This is a genomic window from Mycolicibacter heraklionensis, assembly GCF_019645815.1.
Taxonomy (GTDB): Bacteria; Actinomycetota; Actinomycetes; order Mycobacteriales; family Mycobacteriaceae; genus Mycobacterium; species Mycobacterium heraklionense.
Map to the genome: position 1 here is coordinate 4997755 of NZ_CP080997.1, position 21788 is coordinate 5019542.

Genomic DNA, 21788 nt, shown 5'->3' on the forward strand with positions numbered 1-21788 from the left:
CTACCACAGGTCTCCTTAAGAGCGGCCTTGACGCAAAGCATCGAATGCCTAAGTTTTGCCATCAGAGACGTTTAATCGCAGCTGGGGGTCCGCTGATCATCCCGATGGCCAGACGCTGCCGGGACCATATCAGAGTGTTGCAGCCATCACACGGCGAGATGCCCGGCCCAGACTCCCGCATGCATTACAGTCGTCCGCCGAAATGTTACGGCGGGGAGCCGCTGAACAGCCAGAACATGCCCCGTCAGCGCATTTGACGACCGCGTCAGACAGCCAGCGGCCGCGGGCTGTAGGCGAATGCCTTGGCCGGAACGGGCACCCCGCAGGAGCGGGCCGCGCTGGCGCGGGTCACCTGCGCCGCACCTTCGAGCAAGTTAAGTGCCACCTGGACGGCCTGGCGGTTCTCGCACGGCTCCAGGTGGCTGCCGGCCACCCAGCTGTTGAACGCGCCCATGGCCGGGCCGCACCAGATCTGGTAGTCCAGCACACGTTCGGGAATACCGCTGATGGCCCACCGGCTCGACTGCCCCAGATACCACCGGAACACCAGTGCCATCTGGTACTTCGGATCCCGCGAGGCCAGCTCGAGCACCGCCGGGTCACGCTGTTGCCAGTACCGCTGGGTGTCCGCCCACACCTCGGCGACGGTGGTGCCCAGGATCTTTTCCAGCTCGGGGCCGTGCTTGGCGACCACGCTGGCCAGGTCGGGGTTGCCCGCGTACCACTCGTAGAGCTTCTTGCCGCGGGGGGCGAACATCGTTCCCCGCTTGAGGACCTGCAGGTTGACGCCCATTTCGAACATGTCCGAGGCGGGGGCCATCATCACGTCCGCGATCCCGGCGGTGGCCAGCATGGCGCGCCCGGGCGCCGAAAGCCCCGACTCCACGCAGGCCTGGTTGACCGACCCGGTCAGCACGTAGGCCGCGCCCATCGCGAAGGCGCCGGCGACCGCCTGCGGGGCGCCGAGACCACCCGCCGCGCCCACCCGCACCCGGCAGTTCAACGCGTGCTGCTGGGCCAGCGAGTCGCGCAGCATGGCGATTTCGGAGAACAGCGCCGGCAGCGGGCGGTTATCGGTGTGCCCACCGCTGTCGGATTCGACGGTGATGTCCTCGGCCACCGGCACGTAGCGAGACAGCTCGGCTTCACGCTCGGTCAGCTTTCCGGCCGACACCAGGGCCGACACCAACGCCGCCGGCGCCGGTTCGATGAACATGCGCGCCACCTCGGGCCGCGACACCTTGGCCATCACGTGGTTGCGGCGCACGATGTTGCCGGCCGGATCGGTGTCCAGGCCCGACAGCGCATAGTGCACCACCGCGGGCGTCAGCTTCATGAATGCCGAGGCCTCGACGACGGGAACGCCGCGCGCGATGAACAGCTCGGCGACGCGCGTCTCCAGGGAGACCTCGTTGGGCGAGTGGATCAGGTTGGCTCCCCAGGCAAGCCCGGGCCGGCCGGCCAACGCGGTCTGGATCTCGTCCAGCCCCCGCTCAACCGCGTCATAGGACAGCCCGCCCGCACCGAAGAAGCCCATCATCCCGGCCTCGGCCATCGCGATGACGAGCGCCGGCGTCGCGATGCCGTTGGCCATCGCTCCGGTGACATAGGGGAAGCGGACGCCGTGTGCCTCGCAGAACTCGCGGTCCCCCAGCCATTCGGGGTAGATCGGGGGCAGCGTTCCCACCAGGGACAATTCCGATTCCCCGGCGCCGACCAACTCGCCGCCCAGGGCCAGGCCCAGCATCCCGGTGGCCGTTTCGCGCACCACATGAACGGGGTGGCGCACGTAGCCGATGATGTCGGCGATGTCGTCCGGGGCGAACGCGGCCGGCGCGGTGGTGGGCCGCCACCCCAGGCCCGGGCCGGCGCCCGCCCCGGTCTGCTGCTCCAGTACTGCGCCAGGTCGCTCGTTCACAGTCGGTTCCTCTCGATCACCGGTGCTGTGAGCGCTCGCGCCGAGGGGCCCTGCGCACGAACCGGAGAAAACCATGAGAGTTTCTCATGGACCGCGGTGGCGTGGAGTCTCCCCACCGTCAAACGGGTATAGAGCTGCGGTACGGCGCCAGCGGCGGCGCCGCTGGACGGAGGAATACTGCCGTGGGTCAGCTGCCGATGGCGCCCTTGCCGCGCCGACGTTCCGGTCTGCGTCAGATCACCGAAGGCCTCGGCAAGCTCGACGCCGAGGTGTTCGAGGCGATCGCCCAGTCGCCCAGCCGACTGCTCGACACCACCATGCCGGTACTCACCCGCGCCGCCGACCACTCCAAACTGTGGCTGGCTCTCGCGGCCGCCATGGCCGTCACGGGCGGCCCGGCCACCCAGCGCGCCGCCGCCCGCGGGGTGGCCAGCCTGGCGTTGACCAGCCTGGTGACCAACCAAGTGGTCAAACGGATCCGGCATCGCGCGCGCCCCAACATCGCGCTGGTGCCCCTGCTGCGTCGTGCCCGCCGCCTACCGCTGTCGAATTCGCTGCCCTCCGGTCACTCCGCGAGCGCGGCGGCGTTCGCCACCGGGGTCGGCCTGGAGAACCCCCTGCTGGGCTTACCAATCGCCGGGCTGGCCGGCCTGGTCGGCCTGTCCCGGATCGCCACTGGCGTCCACTATCCCGGGGATGTGCTGGCCGGGTTGGGCATCGGCGCGTCGGTCGCGGTGGTGGGGGCGAAGCTGGTGCCGCCGATTGCCTCCCCGCCGACGCCGCACGCCGCTGCGCTGCGACTCCCCTCCCCCGCACGGCCCGACGGCGTCGGGGTGACGTTGGTGGTCAATCCGGATTCCGGCGGCGGGCGGGCGGGCGAGGTCGCCGCCCAGGTGCGCGAAGCCCTGCCGGCCGTCACCCTCGTCGAGCTCGGCCCCGACGACGACCTGGCGGAGTCGTTGCGCCGCGCCGCCGATTCCGCTGAGGTGCTTGCGATCGCCGGCGGCGACGGATCGGTCGCGACCGCGGCGCACGTGGCGGTGGAACGCGACCTGCCGCTGGCGGTGTTTCCGGGTGGCACCCTGAACCACTTCGCCAAGGACATCGGCTGCGACACCACCGCGAAGGCCATCCGGGCCGTAGCCGACGGCAGCCTGTCGCGGGTGGACGTGGTGCGGTTCAACTCCGAGACAACGGTGATCAACACGGCGAGCATCGGCGCCTACCCGACTTTCGTTCGTCGCCGAGAACGGTTGCAGGACAAGCTCGGTAAGCCCGTCGCCAGCGCCTACGCCATGCTGATGACACTGCGGCGCGACCAGCCGGTGCGCATCGCCTACGACAACAAGACCCTGCAGACGTCGCTGTTCTTCCTCGGCAACTCGGCGTATCAGCCCGACGGCTTCGCGCCGGCCGTGCGGCACCGGATGGACGACGGGCTGTTGGACGTGCGGATCCTGGAAACCGGCCGGCCGTGGTCCACGCTGCGGATCCTGGCGGCATTGCTGACCGGGCGGCTGCAGCGCAGTCGGCTCTACCACGAGCTGCGGGTACCGCAATTCCGATTCACCGCGGTCGACGGACCGGTACCGATCGCCCATGACGGAGAGGTCGACATCCCTTGCGCGGAAGCCGAATTCACTGCGTGCTACCGCGCGTTGCAGGTGTTTCGGCCGATGCCGTCGGGCGCGCGGTAACCGCGCTAGACCAGCGGGAACCAGTAGTCGAGGGTGTCCTCGACACCGCCCCAGTCGATGCCCATCCAGTCGGTGAAGAACTCCTCGATCTTGCCGAAGGCGTTGTAGATCATCTCCACGATCGAGTTGAACAGTCCCACGAACACACCACTTTCGATCAACCCGCCGCTTGTCAGCGCACTGATCCAGGTGCTGAACTCGTCGATGTCACCGGAGAGGTCGATGTTGGTGATCAACCCGTCGGTGCTGAGGGTGTGGTTGGCGACCTCTTCCGGCGTGAGGCCCAAGTACATGACGTGCTCCCAGAGCAAGCCGAGCATGGAGTTCGACGCATAGTCGGCAACGGGGTCACCGGGGAACTCGTAGATGGTGGTGGTGAAGGCGTCGTTGGGGGTATGGAAACCGTTCAGCAGGGGGTAAAGGTCGGAGGTGTCGGTGGCGCCGGAGGGATCCGACCACACGCCGGTCGTACTGGACGGATCACCGATGAAAACGAAGTGCAACGCCCCCGACGGGATGACACCGTCATGGGCCAACTGGGCCATCGCGATCGAGCCGGCCGTGGCGCCCTGCGAGTAGCCGAAAACCCACAGCGGGTGCTCGGCGTCGTAGGCGCCGGGGTTGGCGGCAAATTCGGCCTCCACCGCCTGGACGATCAGTGCCGCCCCGGCGAAACTGCTGTGCCCCTGCAGGATGAGTTGCGGGGTGGTCAGCACCTGCAGCGCGGAATCGCAGCCGGCGGAGCCGATCACGCACACGCTCGCATCGTCGCCGGCGTCGAAACCCAGCGGCTCCAGGAACAGGTCGGCCGCGGTCTGAGCGAAGGCCGCCGACGGCGTGGTCAACATGGTCCCGCCGACGAAGATCGCGGTGTCCGACAGCAGGGCTACTTGGAGCGCGTGCGCCGTTTGGACGACGGGGGTTCCGACGACGCCGGCCGCGATCACGCTCGCGGCAGCGAGCGGCGCGAAAACCTTGGTTGCGTTCATGCCGAGCACCCTAAGGTGTCTGTATGAGCTAGTAAAGAAACGCCGAAGAACCCCCGGTGGTGGCGAAGCCTCAACGAATGGGAGCCGCGCAGTGATGCTGACCAACCTCGTCGCACCGATCGCGATCGTCGGCGCTGTCGCCGGCGGTGTGCTTGCCGCACCGGTGGTGCACGCCGCGCACGCCAGCGTCGACCTGCACGTCGACGTCGACCTGCTGGCCGACACCGCGATCTTCGTCGGTCCGACGGTCTTGTCGACACCGTCGGCGACCTTCGCCCAGACCGCGGCGGACCTCTTCCTGCGGCCGCTGGGTTTCGACGTCGGCGATAACCCGGCCTCGTGCCTGGTCGGCTCCGCGGGATGTGACGCGCCCCTGCAGCTGCTGACCACCCCGGCCCTCATCCAGGTCGGCCACAGCAGTTATTTCGGTGCGGCCGAGATCGTGCGGGCGGTACAGGCCGAGCTCGCCGCCGACCCGGGCGACTACGACGCCGAGCACCCGCTGTGGGTTTTCGGCTACTCGCAGGGCGCCACGGCCGGCTCGATCGCGATGGCGCAACTGGCCCACGACGGCGTCGACCCGGCACTGCTGCACTTCGTATTCATCGGCGACCCGACCGCTCCGGACGGCAAGTATCCGAGTATCGAGGACGACGGCTCGGCGCACACCAACTTCTCCGACACCTGGATGCTGTACGGCAAGGAGACCCCCAGCGACGCATTCCCGACCACGATCTACACGATCCCGGGTGACCCCAACGCCGACCACACCTCCACCTCGCCGTACGGCGATTTCTACGAGCACATGATGTATCTGGGGCTCACCCCCGATCAGGTGGCCAACCACACCGTCACCACCGACGACATGCTCACCACCATCAACATCTCGACGGATTTCGACCAGTTCGGCGCCTGGCTCAACGCGTGGGGTCACGGGCTGGCCGACAGCAGCTGGTGGGAGGGCCTGTTCTACTCGGCCGTCGCGTTTGTCTACAGCGCTTTCGGCAAGATCGAGGACTTCTTCGGCGACTGGACGGGCCTGGACTGGGGTGGGGTCGAGGAAACCCTGGACTGCTGGTTCCCGACGACCTAAAGCGGTCCATTGACTCGCGCCGCGCGCCCCTGCCATGATCGCCCTCAGGTTTAGCTTTGGCTTTACTCTCGTGATTTTTAGCTAGTGGCGAAGGGGCACCCCGTGACGCTGACCAAGGCCTTGGCGCCGCTCGCGGTTGCCAGCACCGTGGCGGGGGGCGTACTCGCCGCTCCGGTGGTGCACGCCACGCACGTCGACGTGAGCCTGCTGGCCGACACGGCGATCTTCGTCGGTCCGACGATCTTGTCGACGCCGTCGGCGACCTTCGCCGAAACCGCAGCCGACCTGTTCCTGCGGCCGCTGGGCTTCGACCTCGGTGACGACCCGGACGCCTGCGTGGTCGGATCCGCGGGATGCGACGCGCCGCTGCTGCTCCTGTCCACGCCCGCGCTCGTTCAGCAGGGCCACAGCAGCTTCGTCGGGGCGGCGGAGATCGTGCGGGAGGTGCACGCCCAGCTCGCCGCCAACCCGGACGCCTACGACGCCGACCACCCGCTGTGGGTGTTCGGCTGGTCGCAGGGTGCGACGGCCGGTTCGATCGCGATGGCCCAGCTGGCCCACGAGGGCATCGACCCGGCATTGCTGCACTTCGTATTCATCGGCAACCCGGTGGGCTCCGGCACCGAGATCCCCGATTTCGACGGTTCCTCCGGCGACTTCTTCGACACCGCTCTGCTGTCCGGCGTCCAGACCCCGACCGACGCGTTCACCACCACCGTGTACACGATCCCAGGCGACCCGGTCGCCGACCCCACCTCGACCTCCGCGTTGGGGATTTTCTACGAACACATGATGTACCTGGGCCTCACACCCGATCAGGTGGCCAACCACACGGCGACCACCGACGGCATGCTCACCGACATCAACATCTCCGGCGACTTCGACCAGTTCGGCGCCTGGCTCAACGCGTGGCCCCACGGGTTGATCGACAGCGGCTGGTGGGAGGGCCTGTTCTACTCACTCGTGGCGTCCTTCTACAGCGCCTTCGGCAACATTGAAGCCTTCTTCGGTGACTGGCTGGGCATCGACTGGGGCGGGGTGGAGCAGACGCTCGACTTCTGGTTCCCGGCGGAGGTCTAGCGTCTTTCGTTCGCTCAGAACGCCTTTGGTCGTGGCGCCATGCCAGCGGCGCATACGGTCACGACGAGCGGTCGTCGAGGGCGGTGCAGGCGGACCGTACCGAAGGGCCCGATCGACCTAGCCCCCTATCGAATCGCGTGTGTCGAGCACTGCTATATCTGCCGCCACGCGGCCGGCACCCCAGCCGGCGCCGCTGGACACTGCCACCGAGCGAGGCACCGTCGACGGGAAGAGCCGTTCCGTGAGTTCTTCGGTCGCCCGACTGTTAGCAGCCAGCACGGGAAGCAGTCGACCCCCGCGCTTCACCTCTGCGGTGACAGATGCGCTCGCGCTGTCGAGCCTTTCGCCAATGCGTTGGGCGTACGCGACGAGAAACGACTGGCGAAATGACCTGGACCGTGCTTGCACGTCTAGCTCACGTGCGAAGCCCCGGTACTCGCCGAGCAGTTCCGCGGCACGACGCGGCAAGTAGTCGGCGGGACACGAAGCGGCCGCGCTCAACGCCACGACGAGGCTTTCAAGCAGCGCCGCGCGGTCCGGGCCGGCATCGAAGCCGGCGTGCTCTTGCTTTGGGGGCGTCCGGCGCCGGTTCTTGTGTTTCGCCGCCCTCTTCTCTCGGTTGCGCCTGCTCATGCGGCGCAGTCTTCCGGAGGGGTCCGACGTTGCTTCAGACGCGCCGAACTGAGCGCGAGCTGGTCAGTCGACGAACTGATATTGCACGTCGAGTGCACGATATGTGCGCTCCGCCCGACGATCACGGGTGAGCAGGACGCGCCGATGCGTCGAGGCGGCCTGACCGACGAGCGCGTCATAGACCGACCCGCCGACAATGCCGAGGTCGGCAAGCCGCTCGAACAGATCGCCGGTCGCAGGTGCGTCGAGCCAACACTCGTCCGGGAATGCCTTCGCCAGTACCAGGGCCGCTTGAGTTGCGTTCAGGCGGAGTGGGAGGGGGAGGCGGGTGAGCACCGAATACGTCTCGAACGCCGCGTGACCCGCGAGGGCGGGTCGACGTTGCACAAGGACTTGACGGCAGGCCGCGTGGGCTTCGTGGGTCGAATCAAGCGCAGCGACGGCAACGCTGGTGTCGCAGGCCCAAAGGTCATCGTTGGATGTCATCACGAAGCCGGCGCACATCGTCATCGGTCAGCACCGCCCCCTCCACCGGGCCAAGTACCGGAAGACCGTCTCGCGTCTCGATCGGGCGAGCATGCCGCTGGACGGGCTCAATCCGCAGACCAGATCCGTCGGGAATCAGTTCGAGCTGTGTGTCGGGGGTGATTCCCAGCGCCACTCGCAGCGCTTTAGGAATGACTAGCCGTCCTAGTCGGTCCACCGTGACAGTCATGGCACCAGATTACCATTTGATTGGCAAAATGGTCGATGGCAGCCATAGCTCCCGTCGGCCAAGATCCAGCTCAACGCAATAATGGCCGGATGGTCGACCGCAACACGCCCGCTATCCCCGTCATCGCGCTGACGGGTTACCTCGGGGCGGGCAAGACCACACTGCTGAACCATGTGCTGCGGGCGCCGGGCGCGCGAATCGGGGTCATTATCAACGACTTCGGTGAACTGAACGTCGACGCCGGCCTGGTCACCGGCCAGGTCGACGAGCCGGTGTCCATCGCCGGTGGGTGCATCTGTCACCTGCCGGATGAGGGCGGGCTGGACGAGGCCCTGGAGAAGCTGGCCGACCCGAAGCTGGCGCTCGACGCGATCATCATCGAGGCGAGCGGGGTGGCCGAACCCGCGGACGTATCGCGAGTCATTCGGTTCAGCGGGGTGGAGCGGATCCGCCACGGCGGTGTCGTCGACGTCATCGACGCCTTGGAGCATTTTGACACCGTCGACACCGGGGCTGCCCCGCCGCAGCGTTACGGCGTGGCGTCCCTGGTGGTGGTCAACAAGCTGGATCGGATCCCCGAGGACACCCGCGACGAGGCCCTTGCTCGCGTTGAAGCCCGGGTGCGCGAACTCAATCCCCACGCCCATGTGGTGGGCGCGGTGGCCGGCCGCGTTGATCCCCGGTTGCTCTATGACGTCGGCGACGGCGGGGAATCCGGGCAGATGTCGTTTCGTGAGCTGCTCCTCGACGGTCACGACGAGCACCACGACCATGTGCACGCGGCCTCGGTCACCGTCGTCGGAGATGGCGCCGTTGACCCGGGACCGCTCATCGACCTGCTGGAGCAGCCACCGCAGGGGGTCTACCGGATCAAGGGCACCGTCGCGATCGGCAAGCGTCACTACCTCTTTAACGTGGTCGGGACGTCGGTCCATGTGGCGACCGCGCCTGCCGGAGCGGGAGCCAGCCACCTCGTCGCGATTGGCACGCACCTCGACACCGCGGACGTTCGGGCACGTCTCGAGGAGGCGCTGCGCCCGGCCCCGGAGAAGGTGGCCGCCGCGGGCATGCGGCGGTTGCAGCGGTTACGGCACTACAGTATTTAGGCGGTGGCCTTGCGGCCAAGCGCTTTTCACACCGATGCGGGTCCGATGAAGTCGACGCCCGCGCGAATCGCGGGGCGATGCCGCAAGATTCGGAAATGTGCCAGCCGGCCGAGGCCCGCCGTCGTCATCAAGCGTGCGCCTGGCCATGACGCGACGACCTTCTCGCTCGTCACGTAAGGAGTGTCGGGGTCATCGGGGTCGTGGATGAGCAGCAGCGGCGGATAGTCGGTGCGCTCAGCGATCCGGACCATATTGGTGTCCTCGAGCGGCATGCCGATACGGCGTTCCAGGCGTCGATGCAGGCCGGCGCGTATCCGTCGGCCGAAGTTGTGGCGCGCCGCGAACAGATCCAGGTAGATCGGGAACTCACCCATCGGCGCGAGGAACACCAACCGGCCGACCGTCGCGCCCCAGGACGCCGCGAATGCGGTCGCGTTAGCACCGAGGGAGTGGGCGACAACCGCGCGGGCCGGCCCATGTGTCCGGATCATGGCGGCAACCGCTTCGGCGCACTCGATGGCCGTGGTGCGACCGGGAGCGAGGACGCCCGGCTCTGACTCGTTATGGCTGGGCAGGTCGAACGCGATGACACGGTGCCCGGATTCGACGAGCGGTTTGATGAACATGCCGAGGTGGGGGCGGCGCCCGCCCCAGCCGTGCACGAGATAGACCGGCGGCCCCTCACCCCAGGACTCGCCGACGATCCGGTGCCCGTCCCAGTGCGCTTCCAGCGGCTCGCCGGGTGGGACGCCGGGCGGCATGCGCAGGCTGGACTCGAGGACCGGTGGGGTGCACCACAGCTCAAGCGCCCAGCGCGACCCGATGGCGGGCGCGACTCGCTCCAGTAGCCAGAACAGCCGACGCACCCGGAGGGAAACCGGCGGTTGGACCCCGGAGCCCTCAACATCGAGAACGATCGGGCTGGGAGAGCCGCCGCCCTCAGAACTGGCTCGATCTTCGCGAGGACGCTGCCGCTCGGACGGGGGTTTCGGTGACTCCGGCACATATCGAGGTTAGCGAGAGAGTGTGGTCTACAGCCATTATCGAGTCGGTTAGCCGGTGACGCCCTCTCCCGCCGTCGAACGGTCGTGGTGGGCACCGCCCGCCATCCCGCTGGAACCGACCCGCCCGCATGGCACGCGTTGGGATGCATGGGCCTGAGCCCCTACAGCTTGAGCCTCACGCACGGCCAGTATTCCAGGGAAGCCCTTATTCTGTTGAGCGGAAATAAGGTTCAACCGTGCCGCTGAGCTTGACGACCATAGGATTTCCGCGGCGGTCCTTCGCGGTGGGGACTTCGACACGCACCCAACCCTCGGCCACGTTGTATTCGCACACATTGGTTCGCTCGACGCCGTTGAAGCGAATACCGACGTCACGGCGGAGCACCTCTTCGTCATAGAAGGCGCTCCGCGGATCGACGGAGAGTTGATTCGGTGGAACGTCTGCGCTCTGGTCTTCGGGCATGATGGCTTTCGTTGAATGCTGCGTCAGGTGCGTGGGCTTGGTTCTCAAAGAATCTACGCGACTCGGCAGTGGCGGGGAGCGCGCGTAGGTCCTAGAGCTGCGCCAGACGCCGCTCCCGGGCGATGACAAAGAGCGGAACGGCCACGCTGATATCGACGACGAAACCCAGCAAGACGTACACCCACAGGTACTTGAGGCCGATCCTGCGTGCCTCGACAACCATGGCGACCAGCGCTGCGACGGAGACCAGTGTCAGGTCGATGGTCATGGAGCTGACCGCGTGATTGGCGAAACAGGCGGCGAAGAAGTCGAGCGGGCCCCCGCCGGCCGAGAAGTACGCGATGTTGTGCGCCCAGGTGGCGATGAGCGCCACCAGCGCGATCACACCGTAAAGGATGCAGAGATTTCTTCGGGCAGCAGTCATGCCCGTCAGTTATGCGGTCATCAGAGCAATTGTCAATACCTGTGGATCTGGCGGGCGGACTCCTGCGCATTCTCCCTCGTGTGTCTCACATCTACTGCACAAGTGCAGTCCCGGTGCAGCCGAACTTGAGAAAGTGCAGTGGGACTGCCCCCGGTTTGGTTGATTCCTGACCTGTGAGGATTCGTCCTTGCTGGAAGGATCAATCTCGTGCCGAAGCCGTTTCCTGCCGAGTTCCGTGCTGACGTGATCGCTGTGGCCCGCAAGGGCGAGGCCCCGTTGCGCCAGATCGCGAAGGACTTCGGGATCTCCGAGGCCTGCCTGCATCGCTGGCTCAAGATCGCCGACCGTGACGAGGGTGTCGACCGGCCCGGGTCTGCGGCCGCCGATGGTGATCTGTCGGCGCAGCTGCGCGAGGCGCACAAGCGGATCAAGCTCCTGGAGCAGGAAGCCGAGGTGATGCGCCGTGCGGTGGGCTACCTTTCCCGGGACGCCAACCCAAAATGATGTACCCGCTGGTTGGCACAACACAACAGATTTCCTCCTGGGCACATGATCTTCAAACCGCCGGACTGGCGCAGGACTTCCTCATAACCCGGTCCAGTAGCGTGCATACGGTTGAAGGCGCGGTGCGCTAGTGCCACGCATGCGCTTGATCGCCATTACGGTCGCGCTTCTCGTTGCCCAAGTCCCGACCGCTTGCGGTTTCGACAACGTCACGAAGGTATCGACTCAGGACATTCCCATCGACGACGCGGTGCAGAAGATCAACGGTGCCGCCAAATGGGCATACCTTCCAACATCTCTGGTTCCGTTGGAAGCCACCGCACACCAGACCAACGCACCTATGGAGACCGACACCAGCATCACACTGGCGTTCAAAGCTCCGCGAGCTGACGTCGACAGCTACCTGGCCGCCATGCACGCACGCAAGGACTACACTCTCGTGCGGCCCGTGAATGGCTGTCCCCCGCCGCCGAGCGGACAGACCTTGGTACGGGAACCACCGCCGCCATCACCCGAGATGTGGTCTGTCTCCGGAATCTTCGAACGCTGCGCCGCCCTCGAACAGTGGGAAATGTACAGCGATGAATGGACTACTCGAGGAACAACGGTCGGAACGTTGTACCGTCAGGCGGGCCTTCACCCAAGCGACACAGAAACCATCAACGTACTTTTGACGCTCAGCGGGCACAACCTGTAGCCCCTCAGCAGCGGTTGCGGTGCACATGGAGAACGGCAAGATGGTCATCGACGGCAGATGACACCGAGCTGAGAATACGACACGCAGCGTGAGACGCCACAAGGAAACCCTTGTAGGGTTTCAGGCTCCGTGTCATACGGCATTGTCCCGAACTGCGACGATGCAGGTTGTCTCACGTGATGTCACCTCGCTTTGTCTCAAGTTCGTGTCATTTCTTCGGCGGTGCCCCGTAGGCGACCTAACCGGCGCGACCGAGATCATTCGCGCCGGCGCCGTCGTCTGCCCTGGTTTGGCACGCGACGGTGCTGAGCTCACGCCATGTCGGATCTATCCGAGCCTCTGGCCGCATCTGCCGCCCGCAGTCAAGCCTTGAGGGGTCGCGTAATTGAAGCCGGCGCTTCGCGTGGAGGCTGCGTGAGACTCTGCGGGGTCTAGCGTAGGCGGAATGGGTTTGTTCAGTCATGAGGAGTTCCGAGATCCGGCCGACGGCGGTGGTGGCGGCGATCGTGGTGGGGTTGTCGAGCGAGCTCGGGGTGCTGAGGTGGACCAGTACGAGGCTGATGAACCTGTCGTGGTGGGTCCGGGGTCGCCGCCTGAGGATGGTTCCTGCGGTCAGTTCGCTGTTCAATTTCATGTGTCCACGTCAATGCTGTTCGGGCTGAAACGTATCGCGGATATACGTGGGGTGAGCGTGCCGGAAGTATGCCGGCAGGTAATTGGTGTGTTTGTCGCCCAGCAGGAGGGTGAGCTGGGTGCGTTCCTTACTGCCGAGTCCGAGGCGGCTGACTACCGGCCGAGCTTGGGGCAGGCGTAATCGTCGCTATCGCCGCGTAGGGTCGTACGCTGCGTGTCATATCCCGCTACCCTCACCTCCGGTGATGCAGGTTGTCTCACGTAGTGTCGGGCGGTTTGTCTCGACACGGGTCATTTCTTCGGCTTGTTCAGGTGCCCCCGACGCCTGCCAGCAGCTTTCGGCACGGCGACATCGTACGGATGCTGATTAGGCTGAATCAGTGATTGTGGAACTCAATGGCAGCCAGCGTGGGGGGTGGCTCTACGCCGACGGCACCCCCTATCCGCAGCGGTCACTTCCTCCCAATCTGGTGATCAGGGAGTTTTCTCGGTTTGAGCTTGCAAGTGGCGGCAAACTTCCCGACGGGTGGCAGATCGAGTCGTTCGTTGTTGCTCCGTGGTTCGGCCAGCCTGGCGGTGGCACGGCGTTCCGGCTGCTCGATCAGAACGACCGCACCGGCCCTTTGTTGCGCCTCATCGACGCCGGGTTGGCGAAATCGATACGTCCCGAGGTAGCGTCGCTCCCCGCGCCGCCGGGCCCCATCGCAGCCCCCACCGTCGATCTTGGTGACTACCCTGAGCCGTATCGCCCTGTCGTCCGAGCGTGGTATCAATGGCGGATCATCGCGACCGAGGGTCGGCGGCCGTTTGTTGACGCCGAAAGGTTCCCTTGGCCGGACCTTCCGCTTTTGCTGACCGCCAGCGAGAGGCTTTGGGGCGAACAGCGGCCGGAGGTCACCGATGGTGTGCTCACATTCAGTCTCGGCGGTATTGCGTTCGGGTTTTTTCTCAACACCAGCGACAAATGGGTGGTGCAGCAACGTGACCGCAATTCCTGGCACAAGAACTGGGGGTTCGTCCTACTGGAAGACGCCCAGAAATTCCTGCTGTTTCTGATCGCCGAGGAAGCCCGAACCTTGCGCGGTCTACCGAACATCGGCACCGGGTGGCATCGCGACAAACCAGCTAACGGAATCGAATTCGCTCGATACCCGCAGGATTCCCGCGCGGGTGCGGTGTTCGTGTGCCATGCGGGATCCAAGAGCGAGTATCTGGCATGGATGGACGAGTGGGAGGCGACCCGATTCGCACCGGCTTTCGAGCACGGCTACAACGACCTGCACGCGATCCTCAGCGAAGGCATCCCATCCGCGTGGTTCGTCGAAATCGAGTGATCCACCGGAAGGACCGGAAGGAGATGAGAGGCTCCGACACCCACGCGAGCGGAGCCAGCTGGCAGTGCTTCTCCCTCACTCAGACAGCAGCCGTTCGCGCAGTAGCGACACGCCGAGTCCGTCGAGGACCGCCGCCGGCCCTTTCAACTCGCCGCGCCGCGTATTGTCCCCGCCGGCCTCAGCGGGGTTGGGGCTGCTCGCGCCTCGCGGAACATCGTGGCGATTCACCGCGCTCGACGTCGAATTCGCGGACCTGCGCGCAGCTGGCAAGGCCGCCGGCGGATCCCTCAACGATGCATTCGTATCCGCGCTGCTAGGCGCATTTCGGCGGTATCACGAGCAGCTCAGCGCGCCGCTGCCAGCGCAGGCAACAATGCCGATCTCGGTTCCGGTGTCGATCCGCCGAGACACTGACGGCGGCGGCGGGAACCGGCTCGCACCCGCGCGCCTGGCCGGACCCGTCGGGATCATCGACCGCGCACCCGGAGCTTGAGACCCTACAAGCAACCGATCATTAGTGCGCCATGTTCGTAAACCGCGACAAGTGCAGCTGATGCGCCACCGTCACAGTCTTCGTCGGCCCGTTGCGGTGTTTGGCCAGGATCAGGTCTGCCTCGCCGCCACGCGGGTCGTCACGCTCGAAGGCGTCCGGCCGATGCAGCAGGATCACCATGTCGGCATCTTGTTCCAAACTGTTATGGGTTGAGATCCCTTGTGCCACAAAGTTATGCGTTCCCGGAACGGTCCCGTCGAACACGTCATGCTCGCCGATGCTGGTGATCTCCACGATGGTGTCCCAGTACACGTCACTGGTCGCAACGTCGTGGATGTGGCGGTCTTCGAGCACCATGGCGGCGCGGTGTAGCCGGTCCCGGCTCGGGGCGTGCTTCCACATCGTGGACCCGCAGAACTGGGTGCCCATGGCCGCGGCGAATTCGCGGTGACTCATCTGCTGATCAGCCAGCGCCCAGCGCACCCGGCCCCAGACTTCTTTCGGGACGGTGTCCAGGTTCGGGTTGCGTGCCACACCTTGCAGGTGAGCCAGAATCTCCTTGGCCCCCTCGGCTTTGGCGCCCTGGGCCCCAACGTTGTGCAGGAACCGGACCTGGTTCTCGGCACCGTAAATGTGCAGGTGCCAACCGTCGCGGTAACCGGCTTTGGTCACCCGCTTGATGCGGCCGAACACCCCGACTCGCGACAGCAGCTGCGCAACATCGTCGATGAGCTGCCGACTGGTCGAGGCGTAGTAGATCCGCGCCTGCTCTAACTTGGCGTCCCAGATCACCGACCCGTCGGTCGCCCACAGGTGACGCACGAACAGCGCCACCTGGTCGTTCGGCAGCGCGAAAACCTCTTGCGGCACGAACTTCTCGTAGCTGCGCTTACCGAACAGCCCCAGCTTGTCCAACCACGCCGCGATCGGATTGCGCTTGCCGTGCGTCAGCCGGTACGGGGCCGGCAGGCGCAGCGTGGTCACCCGCGCGGCCGCGTACTCATCGCGGACCGCCGTCACCCCGAAGTGCATGGCCGCGACCGTCACCGCAGTCAGGTTCGCCTCGTCGATCGACGCATACCGGATCGGCTGATTCTTGACGCAGGACCCGTCACCGATCATGTGCGCCAGCAGGATGACCTCGCAGTCTTCCATCCGTTTGGTGTCCACCGGTTCGGGCACCCGCCGCGGCACGGCCAACCGGTCCCCGACGTTCAAGTCGCCCAACGCAACCCAGCCGTCCAGAGTGAGGAACGGGTGGTTTGCGGTGGCCTCGACCTCACGCCCCGAAGCCATCCGCAGCTTGAACACCTCGCGATGCCCGCTGGGGAACACGTTGGTCATCGGCCGGGCCACCATCCGCAGCTGCTCATCCAGCGACCACACCAGGGGGCGTTCCCCGGTACGCATGAGTTCACCCAGGGTGACCTCGGACCCGTTGTCGGCCCGCAGGATCCGCGTCGAGGCGGTCAGGCAACCGGACTCGCGTAGGTCAGCCAACATCGGCTTCTTGTCGGTACGCTGCTCGGGACCACGGTTGAGCTGGCTCAGCGCGATTACCGGCACCTCGAGCTCCTTGGCCAGTAGCTTGAGGTTCCGGGAGAATTCCGACACCTCCTGCTGGCGAGACTCGACCTTCTTGCCGGAGGTCATCAGCTGCATGTAGTCGACCGCCACCAGTCGCAGGTCCGCTTTCTGCTTGAGCCGGCGGGCCTTGGCGCGGATCTCCATCATGGTCAGGTTCGGCGAATCATCGATGTAGAGCGGCGCCTCGCTGATCTCACTCATCCGCCGCGCCAGCCGGGTCCAGTCGTCGTCTGTCATCCGTCCCGAGCGCATGTCGCCGAGTTTGATCTTGGCTTCAGCGGAGAGCAATCGCATGACGATCTCGGACTTGCTCATTTCCAGCGAAAAGATGACGCTGGCCATCCGGTTCTTGATCGAGCACGACCGCAAGAAGTCCAATGCCAGTGTGGAGTTGTGGGTAGGCACCATGCCACGACCGGCCAGGTAGAGACGTGCTGGGTTGTCGACCTGCACGCAGCGCACTGCGACGCTGGGCACCCGCCTCACCGAGGTCAGGCTCAGGGCCGGCGCCAGCAGCGCCGCGCCCCCGCTGGACCGCGGGGGCGTACCGGCCGGGGCAATCCGGTCCAGTCCGCAGCGCAACTGCGCGGTGGTGCGCACGCCCGCGTTCGTCGGCCACAGGTGCTCGGCGTCGGCGACGATCACCGTGCCGTCGGAGAACTCCACCTCATAGCAGGGTCGCCCCAGCATGATCTCGGTGGCGGCCACGACGCGGGTGGGCCGTCCGTCGGCGTCCAGCAATTCGTCACCGACGGCGACATCGCCCATCGTGGTCCAGCCGGTAGGGGTCGGCAACGGGGTTTTCAGCGCCAGCGCCTTCCCCATACCGGGCCGCGCCGCGATGATGATCATCTGTCCCGGGTGCAGCCCGTTGGTCACCTCGTCCAGATCGGTGAAGCCGGTCGGCACACCTCGCGCGATTCCGCCGTGCGAGGCGATCGCGTCGATCTCGTCCATGGTGGGCTGCAGCAGGTCTTCCAGCGGGACGAAGTCCTCGGAGCTCCGCCGCTCGGCGACCTCGTAGATCTCGGCCTGGGCGCGGTCGACGATCTCGGCCACATCGGCGCCCTCAGCGCCCGCGTAGCCGTACTGCACCACCCGGGTGCCGGCCTCCACCAGCCGGCGCAGGATGGCCTTCTCCGCGACGATCGTGGCGTAGTAGCCGGCGTTGGCCGCCGTGGGCACCGTGGAGATCAGCGTGTGCAGGTACGGGGCGCCGCCCACCCGGCGCAGCAGGCCGCGACGGTCGAGCTCGGCGGCCACCGTAACCGCGTCAGCAGGCTCACCGCGCCCGTAGAGGTCCAGGATCGCGTCGTAGATGTTCTGGTGCACCGGGCGGTAGAAGTCGGCGGGCCGCAACCGCTCCAGCACGTCGGCGATGGCGTCCTTGCTCAGCAGCATGCCTCCGAGCACCGACTGCTCCGCGGCGAGATCCTGGGGTGGCTGGCGGCCGACGTCCTCGCGTGGTGGCTCTTCGAGCTCAGAGTGACCACGGTCGTCGACTACTGCCATGCGCCCCTCCTCCTCCACTGGCACGATCGAACGTCTATTCGGCGTTAATGGCCCGAACATATCCGTTGGCTCTGACACTCCCCGTTGTGTCGTGCCGCGTTGACGGTAGGCGTTGCTGGCGGCCGTACAAAACGAGCTTGTTCACAAAGCTGTGGATCAAGTGTGCACACCGGTCCCCCATTTGTTTGGGACGGTGGGGAAGACTTGTGGATTGTTCTTCTAACCGGGGTTATCCCCGCAGGTAAAGGCCATAGCGAAGGGTGTTTTGATTGTGGAAGACAATCTCTTCGGCGTGTCGTCGCAGGTTGCCGTCTTGGGCGTGTTGCTTTGCAAGCAGGTAGACGCGATTCCACAACAAGGTAAACGGCCCCGCACTCACAGACAGCTCAAAAGTTAGCCAGAACTCACCGGACTGAACCCGATCCGAACACAGCAAAGCCCCGGCGGCGCCGATCAGGGCGCCGCCGGGGCTGCTGAGGTACGTGCTTAGTTTGCCGCAGCGACGTCGAGGGTGACGTCGACGTTCACCTCGGGGTGCAGGTGCACCGACACCGGGTGGTTGCCGACCGCCTTGATGTGGGCCTTGGGCAGCCGCACGATCCGCCGGTCGAGGTTGGGCCCACCGGCCTTCTTGATGGCGGCGACCACGTCAGCGGCGGTCACCGAGCCGAACAGCTTGCCCGAGTCGCCCGAGGTCTTCACCGGCAACGTGACCGTGCCCAGCGCCTGCAGAGCTTCCTTGAGCTCCTTGGCGTGGTCCAGGTCGCGCACCTGCTTGGTCTCGCGGGCCCGACGGATGTCGTCGGCCTGCTTCTGCGCGCCGCGCGTGGCGACGATGGCCAGCCCCCGCGGGAGCAGGTAGTTGCGGCCGTATCCGTCCTTGACCTCGACGGTGTCTCCGGCCGCTCCGAGGTGGTCCACCTCGGCGGTCAAAATGAGCTTCATCGTTTCGTACTTTCTGGAGATCGAATGGTCGGCTAGCGCGCCGACGAGGTGAAGGGCAGCAACGCGACCTCGCGAGCGTTCTTCACCGCGAGCGCGACGTCGCGCTGGTGCTGAACGCAGTTGCCGGTCACACGACGGGCGCGGATCTTGCCCCGCTCACTGATGTAGGTGCGCAGCAGCGAGGTGTCCTTGTAGTCGATCACCTGCTTCTTGTTGGAGCAGAATGCGCACTTGCGAGCCTTGATCGGCTTCTCAGGAGCCGGACGCCGCTTGTTGGATTTGGCCATCTACCTATCTCTTTCGTGCTGTGGTTCGGTTGTCTAAAAGGGCGGCTCGTCGTCGGCGCCCCCGAAGGAGCCGGACGCCGGAGCACTGCCCCACGGGTCCTCCGCGGGCGGGCCGGACGGACCGGCCGAGGCCGGCGCGCCGCCGCCTCCGCCGAAGCCGCCTCCGCCGCCGCCACGGCTGACCTTGTTGATCTTGGCGGTCGCATACCGCAACGAGGGGCCGACCTCGTCGACCTCTACCTCGTAGACGGTGCGCTTCTCGCCCTCGCGGGTCTCGAAGGACCGCTGCCGCAGCCGCCCGGTGACGATCACCCGCGATCCGCGGGTGAGGCTCTCGGCAACATTCTCGGCGGCCTCGCGCCAGATGTTGCACCGCAGGAACAGCGCGTCGCCGTCCTTCCACTCACCGCTCTGCCGGTCGAAGACCCGCGGAGTGGACGCCACCGTGAAGTTGGCGACCGCCGCCCCCGAGGGGGTAAACCGCAGATCAGGGTCCGCGGTCAGGTTTCCGACGACGGTGATCGTGGTGTCACCTACAGCCACGGGGCCCTCCTAGGATCGGTGTCAGCGCTGGATGCTGCATTCGCAGCATGAGCCTACGCAACGGCTGCGACAGCCGCCTACGACTTGTCGGTGCGCATCACCTTGGTGCGAAGCACCGACTCGTTCAGGCTGAGCTGACGGTCGAGTTCGGACACGGTGGCCGGAGCGGCCTTGACGTCGATGACCGCGTAGATGCCTTCGGCATGCTTGGCGATCTCGTAAGCCAGGCGGCGCTTGCCCCAGATGTCGACCTTGTCGACCGTTCCGCCGTCCTTGCGAATGACGTTCAGGAACGTCTCCAGGGACGGGGCGACGGTGCGCTCGTCGAGAGTGGGGTCAAGGATGACCATGATTTCGTATGGACGCATGGGAACCTCATCACCTCCTATGGTCGTAGTGCGGCCGTGGAGGTGTCCACGGCAGGAGGGTCGCCTGCGTCGGCAACCGGGTCAGGTTACCGGAGGCTGGGCTTCCTCACGAAATCGGCCGCCTCGGGCTGGACCGCAACCAGGTTCATGCGGCGGTCCCAGCTTCGCCTCTCCTCCGTCGAGCCTCGCTGAACCGCCGGGCCGGCAGCCACGGTGGTGGCGCATCCGGTGCCCGATCGAACACCCCGCCGGCCGGATCGTCGGCCCACCCGTGGGCGCGCACCAGGTCTTCCTGCGGGCGGTAGATCTGCCGAACCACCAGCGCGCATAGCACCAACACCACCAGATCCCGCACCAGCACCGTGGTGGTGAACCACTGCTCGGGCAGGCTGCGGTCGGCAACGCTGTAGAGGTAGTACATCCGCGGCACCCAGACCAGCGCGTCGACGGTCATCCACACCAGCAGCAGCCGGCGGTGCGGCAGGGCCAACACCGCCAGCGGCACCAGCCACAGCGAGAACTGCGGACTCCACACCTTGTTGGTCAGCAGGAACGCCGCAACCACCAGGAACGCCAACTGCGCGACCCGCGGCCGCCGCGGCGCGGTCAGCGCGACATAGCCGATCCCGGCGCAGCACAGCGCGAACAGTGCGGCCACGACGCTGTTGAGCACCGTCGGCGGCTGCCACATCCCCAGGTCGCCGTCGAAGCCCGACCAGCCGGTCAACGACCTCACCACGTTGTAGAGCGAATCCATGTCGTCGCCGCGGCGGGAGTTGAGCCGGAAGAACTCGCTCCAGCCCCGCGGTGCGTACAGCAGCACCGGCAGGTTCACCACCAGCCAGCTCACTGCGGTGGCCACCGCGGTGCGTTTGACCTCCCGCAGCCGGCCGGTGCGCAGCCCCAGCACCAGCAGCGGGAACAGCAGCAGCACCGGGTACAGCTTGGCGGCGGTGCCCAGACCGAGCAGCACCCCGGCCGCGGTCGGCCGGCGCCGCGCCCAGGCCAACAGACCCGCCCCGGCGAACGCGGTGGCCAACGCGTCGAAGTTGGTGAAGATCTGGAAGATCACCAGCGGCGACGCCGCGACCAGTGCCGCGTCCCAGATGCGCCGGCCGGCCAGCCCGGCGGTGGACCACACCGTCGCCAGCCAGGCCAGCGCCAGACCCAGCGCGACGATGTCAAAGAACACCACCACCTCGGCGACCCCACTCAACGCCGGGATCTTCACCACCTTGGTGATCGCCGTGTACGTCTTCGCCAGGGCCATCGCCGAGTACTGGTACAGACCGGTCAGCACCGGATATTCCATGTAGCGCACGGCGGGCAGTCCGTCGTAGCGGGTCTGTTCCTTGCCCGACGAGTCCTTCTCCACCCAGCTGGACTTGTAGGGGAACTTGCCCTGATCCAGTAGCTCCGCGGTGTAGAGCGGCACCACGTCGGAGTAGCACAGCTGGAAGTACGCGCGCTCGTTGTCCCAGTTGGCCACCCGCTGGTCGGGGCTTCCGCTGCCGGTGCTCTGCAGGCAGGCCGACTTGGTGGTCCAGCCCAGGGCCAAGAACAGCACGGCGATCAGGAACATCACCCGCAACGGCGTCATGAACCGGGTACGCCCGATCAGCGCATGGCGGCCGACCGGCCCGCCGATGGTGTTCGACAGCGCATGACCGACGACGTCGGTGCGGCTGGGCAGGTCGCGGTCGTCGGCGCTGCGCAGGTCCGCCGCCAGCCGGCGGGGTGAGCGCATCGGGCGTTCGGTTGTC

Annotated in this window: 21 protein-coding genes and 1 pseudogene; 8 read left to right on the plus strand and 14 right to left on the minus strand. The window is 66.2% G+C overall.

Annotated features, from left to right (window positions below; genetic code table 11):
• Positions 1 to 265: 265 nt before the first annotated feature.
• The gene (locus tag K3U94_RS23110) at positions 266 to 1918 is read right to left on the minus strand and encodes a PfaD family polyunsaturated fatty acid/polyketide biosynthesis protein (RefSeq protein WP_230987312.1); all 1653 of its coding nucleotides are present in this window, start codon (positions 1916 to 1918) and stop codon (positions 266 to 268) included.
• Between the two features lie 197 nt (positions 1919 to 2115).
• Here K3U94_RS23110 and K3U94_RS23115 point away from each other — a divergent pair, with 197 nt between their 5' ends.
• Positions 2116 to 3615, plus strand: a complete 1500-nt coding sequence (locus tag K3U94_RS23115; RefSeq protein WP_220696925.1) for a bifunctional phosphatase PAP2/diacylglycerol kinase family protein — start codon at positions 2116 to 2118, stop codon at positions 3613 to 3615.
• 5 nt (positions 3616 to 3620) lie between these two features.
• Here the strand turns inward: K3U94_RS23115 and K3U94_RS23120 are convergent, their stop codons facing one another.
• Complete coding sequence (locus K3U94_RS23120; RefSeq protein ID WP_220695173.1) at positions 3621 to 4604, minus strand: PE-PPE domain-containing protein; 984 nt, start codon at positions 4602 to 4604, stop codon at positions 3621 to 3623.
• 94 nt (positions 4605 to 4698) lie between these two features.
• On the opposite strand from K3U94_RS23120, the gene K3U94_RS23125 reads away from it, so the two are divergent.
• Both K3U94_RS23125 and K3U94_RS23130 read left to right on the plus strand, forming a co-directional pair.
• Positions 4699 to 5697, plus strand: a complete 999-nt coding sequence (locus tag K3U94_RS23125; RefSeq protein ID WP_220695174.1) for a PE-PPE domain-containing protein — start codon at positions 4699 to 4701, stop codon at positions 5695 to 5697.
• Between the two features lie 102 nt (positions 5698 to 5799).
• Entirely contained in the window at positions 5800 to 6777 is a 978-nt protein-coding gene (locus K3U94_RS23130; RefSeq protein WP_220695175.1) for a PE-PPE domain-containing protein, read from the plus strand.
• A gap of 117 nt (positions 6778 to 6894) precedes the next feature.
• Here the strand turns inward: K3U94_RS23130 and K3U94_RS23135 are convergent, their stop codons facing one another.
• The 3 genes from K3U94_RS23135 to K3U94_RS23145 form a co-directional block, all read right to left on the minus strand.
• Positions 6895 to 7410, minus strand: a complete 516-nt coding sequence (locus K3U94_RS23135) for a hypothetical protein (protein ID WP_220695176.1) — start codon at positions 7408 to 7410, stop codon at positions 6895 to 6897.
• A gap of 63 nt (positions 7411 to 7473) precedes the next feature.
• Positions 7474 to 7920, minus strand: coding sequence for a type II toxin-antitoxin system VapC family toxin (locus tag K3U94_RS23140; protein ID WP_230987314.1), 447 nt, complete (start codon positions 7918 to 7920; stop codon positions 7474 to 7476).
• Positions 7880 to 8125 (minus strand): AbrB/MazE/SpoVT family DNA-binding domain-containing protein, encoded by a 246-nt coding sequence (locus K3U94_RS23145; RefSeq protein ID WP_082134059.1) that lies wholly within the window; start codon positions 8123 to 8125, stop codon positions 7880 to 7882. Before K3U94_RS23145 ends, K3U94_RS23140 begins: the two co-directional genes overlap by 41 nt.
• Before the next feature lie 89 nt (positions 8126 to 8214).
• On the opposite strand from K3U94_RS23145, the gene K3U94_RS23150 reads away from it, so the two are divergent.
• On the plus strand, positions 8215 to 9231 hold the full coding sequence (locus K3U94_RS23150) for a CobW family GTP-binding protein (RefSeq protein ID WP_220695177.1): 1017 nt from the start codon (positions 8215 to 8217) through the stop codon (positions 9229 to 9231).
• A gap of 26 nt (positions 9232 to 9257) precedes the next feature.
• Here K3U94_RS23150 and K3U94_RS23155 read toward each other — a convergent pair whose 3' ends face one another.
• The 3 genes from K3U94_RS23155 to K3U94_RS23165 all read right to left on the minus strand — a co-directional run bounded on the left by K3U94_RS23155 (position 9258) and on the right by K3U94_RS23165 (position 11083).
• Positions 9258 to 10148, minus strand: a complete 891-nt coding sequence (locus tag K3U94_RS23155) for an alpha/beta fold hydrolase (protein ID WP_220696927.1) — start codon at positions 10146 to 10148, stop codon at positions 9258 to 9260.
• Positions 10149 to 10440: 292 nt separating this feature from the next.
• Positions 10441 to 10698, minus strand: a complete 258-nt coding sequence (locus K3U94_RS23160) for a DUF3297 family protein (RefSeq protein WP_047319212.1) — start codon at positions 10696 to 10698, stop codon at positions 10441 to 10443.
• 91 nt (positions 10699 to 10789) lie between these two features.
• Entirely contained in the window at positions 10790 to 11083 is a 294-nt protein-coding gene (locus K3U94_RS23165; RefSeq protein WP_220695178.1) for a DUF2834 domain-containing protein, read from the minus strand.
• Positions 11084 to 11329: 246 nt separating this feature from the next.
• Here K3U94_RS23165 and K3U94_RS23170 point away from each other — a divergent pair.
• From K3U94_RS23170 to K3U94_RS23185, 4 genes and pseudogenes are all read left to right on the plus strand, one after another.
• Positions 11330 to 11640 (plus strand): annotated as a pseudogene (locus K3U94_RS23170) (transposase); the annotation flags it as partial.
• A gap of 125 nt (positions 11641 to 11765) precedes the next feature.
• Positions 11766 to 12323, plus strand: a complete 558-nt coding sequence (locus tag K3U94_RS23175; protein WP_220695179.1) for a hypothetical protein — start codon at positions 11766 to 11768, stop codon at positions 12321 to 12323.
• A 445-nt stretch (positions 12324 to 12768) separates the two neighbouring features.
• Positions 12769 to 13137 carry a hypothetical protein gene (locus K3U94_RS23180; protein WP_220695180.1) on the plus strand — a complete coding sequence of 123 codons (369 nt, stop codon included), beginning with the start codon at positions 12769 to 12771 and terminating at the stop codon, positions 13135 to 13137.
• 199 nt (positions 13138 to 13336) lie between these two features.
• Positions 13337 to 14290, plus strand: coding sequence for a TNT domain-containing protein (locus K3U94_RS23185; RefSeq protein WP_220695181.1), 954 nt, complete (start codon positions 13337 to 13339; stop codon positions 14288 to 14290).
• Positions 14291 to 14804: 514 nt separating this feature from the next.
• On the opposite strand, the gene K3U94_RS23190 is transcribed toward K3U94_RS23185, so the two are convergent.
• The 6 genes from K3U94_RS23190 to K3U94_RS23215 all read right to left on the minus strand — a co-directional run bounded on the left by K3U94_RS23190 (position 14805) and on the right by K3U94_RS23215 (position 21772).
• Positions 14805 to 17882: a replicative DNA helicase gene (locus tag K3U94_RS23190; RefSeq protein WP_220695182.1), complete on the minus strand. Its 3078-nt coding sequence runs from the start codon at positions 17880 to 17882 to the stop codon at positions 14805 to 14807.
• 486 nt (positions 17883 to 18368) lie between these two features.
• Positions 18369 to 18827: a 50S ribosomal protein L9 gene (gene rplI / locus K3U94_RS23195; RefSeq protein ID WP_047319218.1), complete on the minus strand. Its 459-nt coding sequence runs from the start codon at positions 18825 to 18827 to the stop codon at positions 18369 to 18371.
• Positions 18828 to 18859: 32 nt separating this feature from the next.
• A complete protein-coding gene (gene rpsR / locus K3U94_RS23200; protein WP_024442719.1) occupies positions 18860 to 19114 on the minus strand; it encodes a 30S ribosomal protein S18 in 255 nt (84 codons plus the stop codon).
• A 33-nt stretch (positions 19115 to 19147) separates the two neighbouring features.
• Entirely contained in the window at positions 19148 to 19657 is a 510-nt protein-coding gene (locus K3U94_RS23205; RefSeq protein WP_047319219.1) for a single-stranded DNA-binding protein, read from the minus strand.
• Positions 19658 to 19734: 77 nt separating this feature from the next.
• Positions 19735 to 20025 (minus strand): 30S ribosomal protein S6, encoded by a 291-nt coding sequence (gene rpsF, locus K3U94_RS23210; protein WP_047319220.1) that lies wholly within the window; start codon positions 20023 to 20025, stop codon positions 19735 to 19737.
• A gap of 145 nt (positions 20026 to 20170) precedes the next feature.
• A complete protein-coding gene (locus K3U94_RS23215) occupies positions 20171 to 21772 on the minus strand; it encodes a glycosyltransferase family 87 protein (protein ID WP_220696928.1) in 1602 nt (533 codons plus the stop codon).
• Positions 21773 to 21788 lie beyond the last annotated feature (16 nt).

Bases quoted from the DNA above. Each gene is read 5' to 3' on its own strand.
- K3U94_RS23115 (WP_220696925.1), top strand. From the start codon at position 2,116: ATGGCGCCCTTGCCGCGCCGACGTTCCGGTCTGCGTCAGATCACCGAA.
- K3U94_RS23150 (WP_220695177.1), top strand. From the start codon at position 8,215: ATGGTCGACCGCAACACGCCCGCTATCCCCGTCATCGCGCTGACGGGT.
- K3U94_RS23160 (WP_047319212.1), bottom strand. From the start codon at position 10,698: ATGCCCGAAGACCAGAGCGCAGACGTTCCACCGAATCAACTCTCCGTC.
- K3U94_RS23120 (WP_220695173.1), bottom strand. From the start codon at position 4,604: ATGAACGCAACCAAGGTTTTCGCGCCGCTCGCTGCCGCGAGCGTGATC.
- K3U94_RS23175 (WP_220695179.1), top strand. From the start codon at position 11,766: ATGCGCTTGATCGCCATTACGGTCGCGCTTCTCGTTGCCCAAGTCCCG.
- rpsR (WP_024442719.1), bottom strand. From the start codon at position 19,114: ATGGCCAAATCCAACAAGCGGCGTCCGGCTCCTGAGAAGCCGATCAAG.
- K3U94_RS23190 (WP_220695182.1), bottom strand. From the start codon at position 17,882: ATGGCAGTAGTCGACGACCGTGGTCACTCTGAGCTCGAAGAGCCACCA.
- K3U94_RS23125 (WP_220695174.1), top strand. From the start codon at position 4,699: ATGCTGACCAACCTCGTCGCACCGATCGCGATCGTCGGCGCTGTCGCC.
- K3U94_RS23140 (WP_230987314.1), bottom strand. From the start codon at position 7,920: ATGACGATGTGCGCCGGCTTCGTGATGACATCCAACGATGACCTTTGG.
- K3U94_RS23215 (WP_220696928.1), bottom strand. From the start codon at position 21,772: ATGCGCTCACCCCGCCGGCTGGCGGCGGACCTGCGCAGCGCCGACGAC.
- rplI (WP_047319218.1), bottom strand. From the start codon at position 18,827: ATGAAGCTCATTTTGACCGCCGAGGTGGACCACCTCGGAGCGGCCGGA.
- K3U94_RS23135 (WP_220695176.1), bottom strand. From the start codon at position 7,410: ATGAGCAGGCGCAACCGAGAGAAGAGGGCGGCGAAACACAAGAACCGG.
- rpsF (WP_047319220.1), bottom strand. From the start codon at position 20,025: ATGCGTCCATACGAAATCATGGTCATCCTTGACCCCACTCTCGACGAG.
- K3U94_RS23180 (WP_220695180.1), top strand. From the start codon at position 12,769: ATGGGTTTGTTCAGTCATGAGGAGTTCCGAGATCCGGCCGACGGCGGT.
- K3U94_RS23145 (WP_082134059.1), bottom strand. From the start codon at position 8,125: ATGACTGTCACGGTGGACCGACTAGGACGGCTAGTCATTCCTAAAGCG.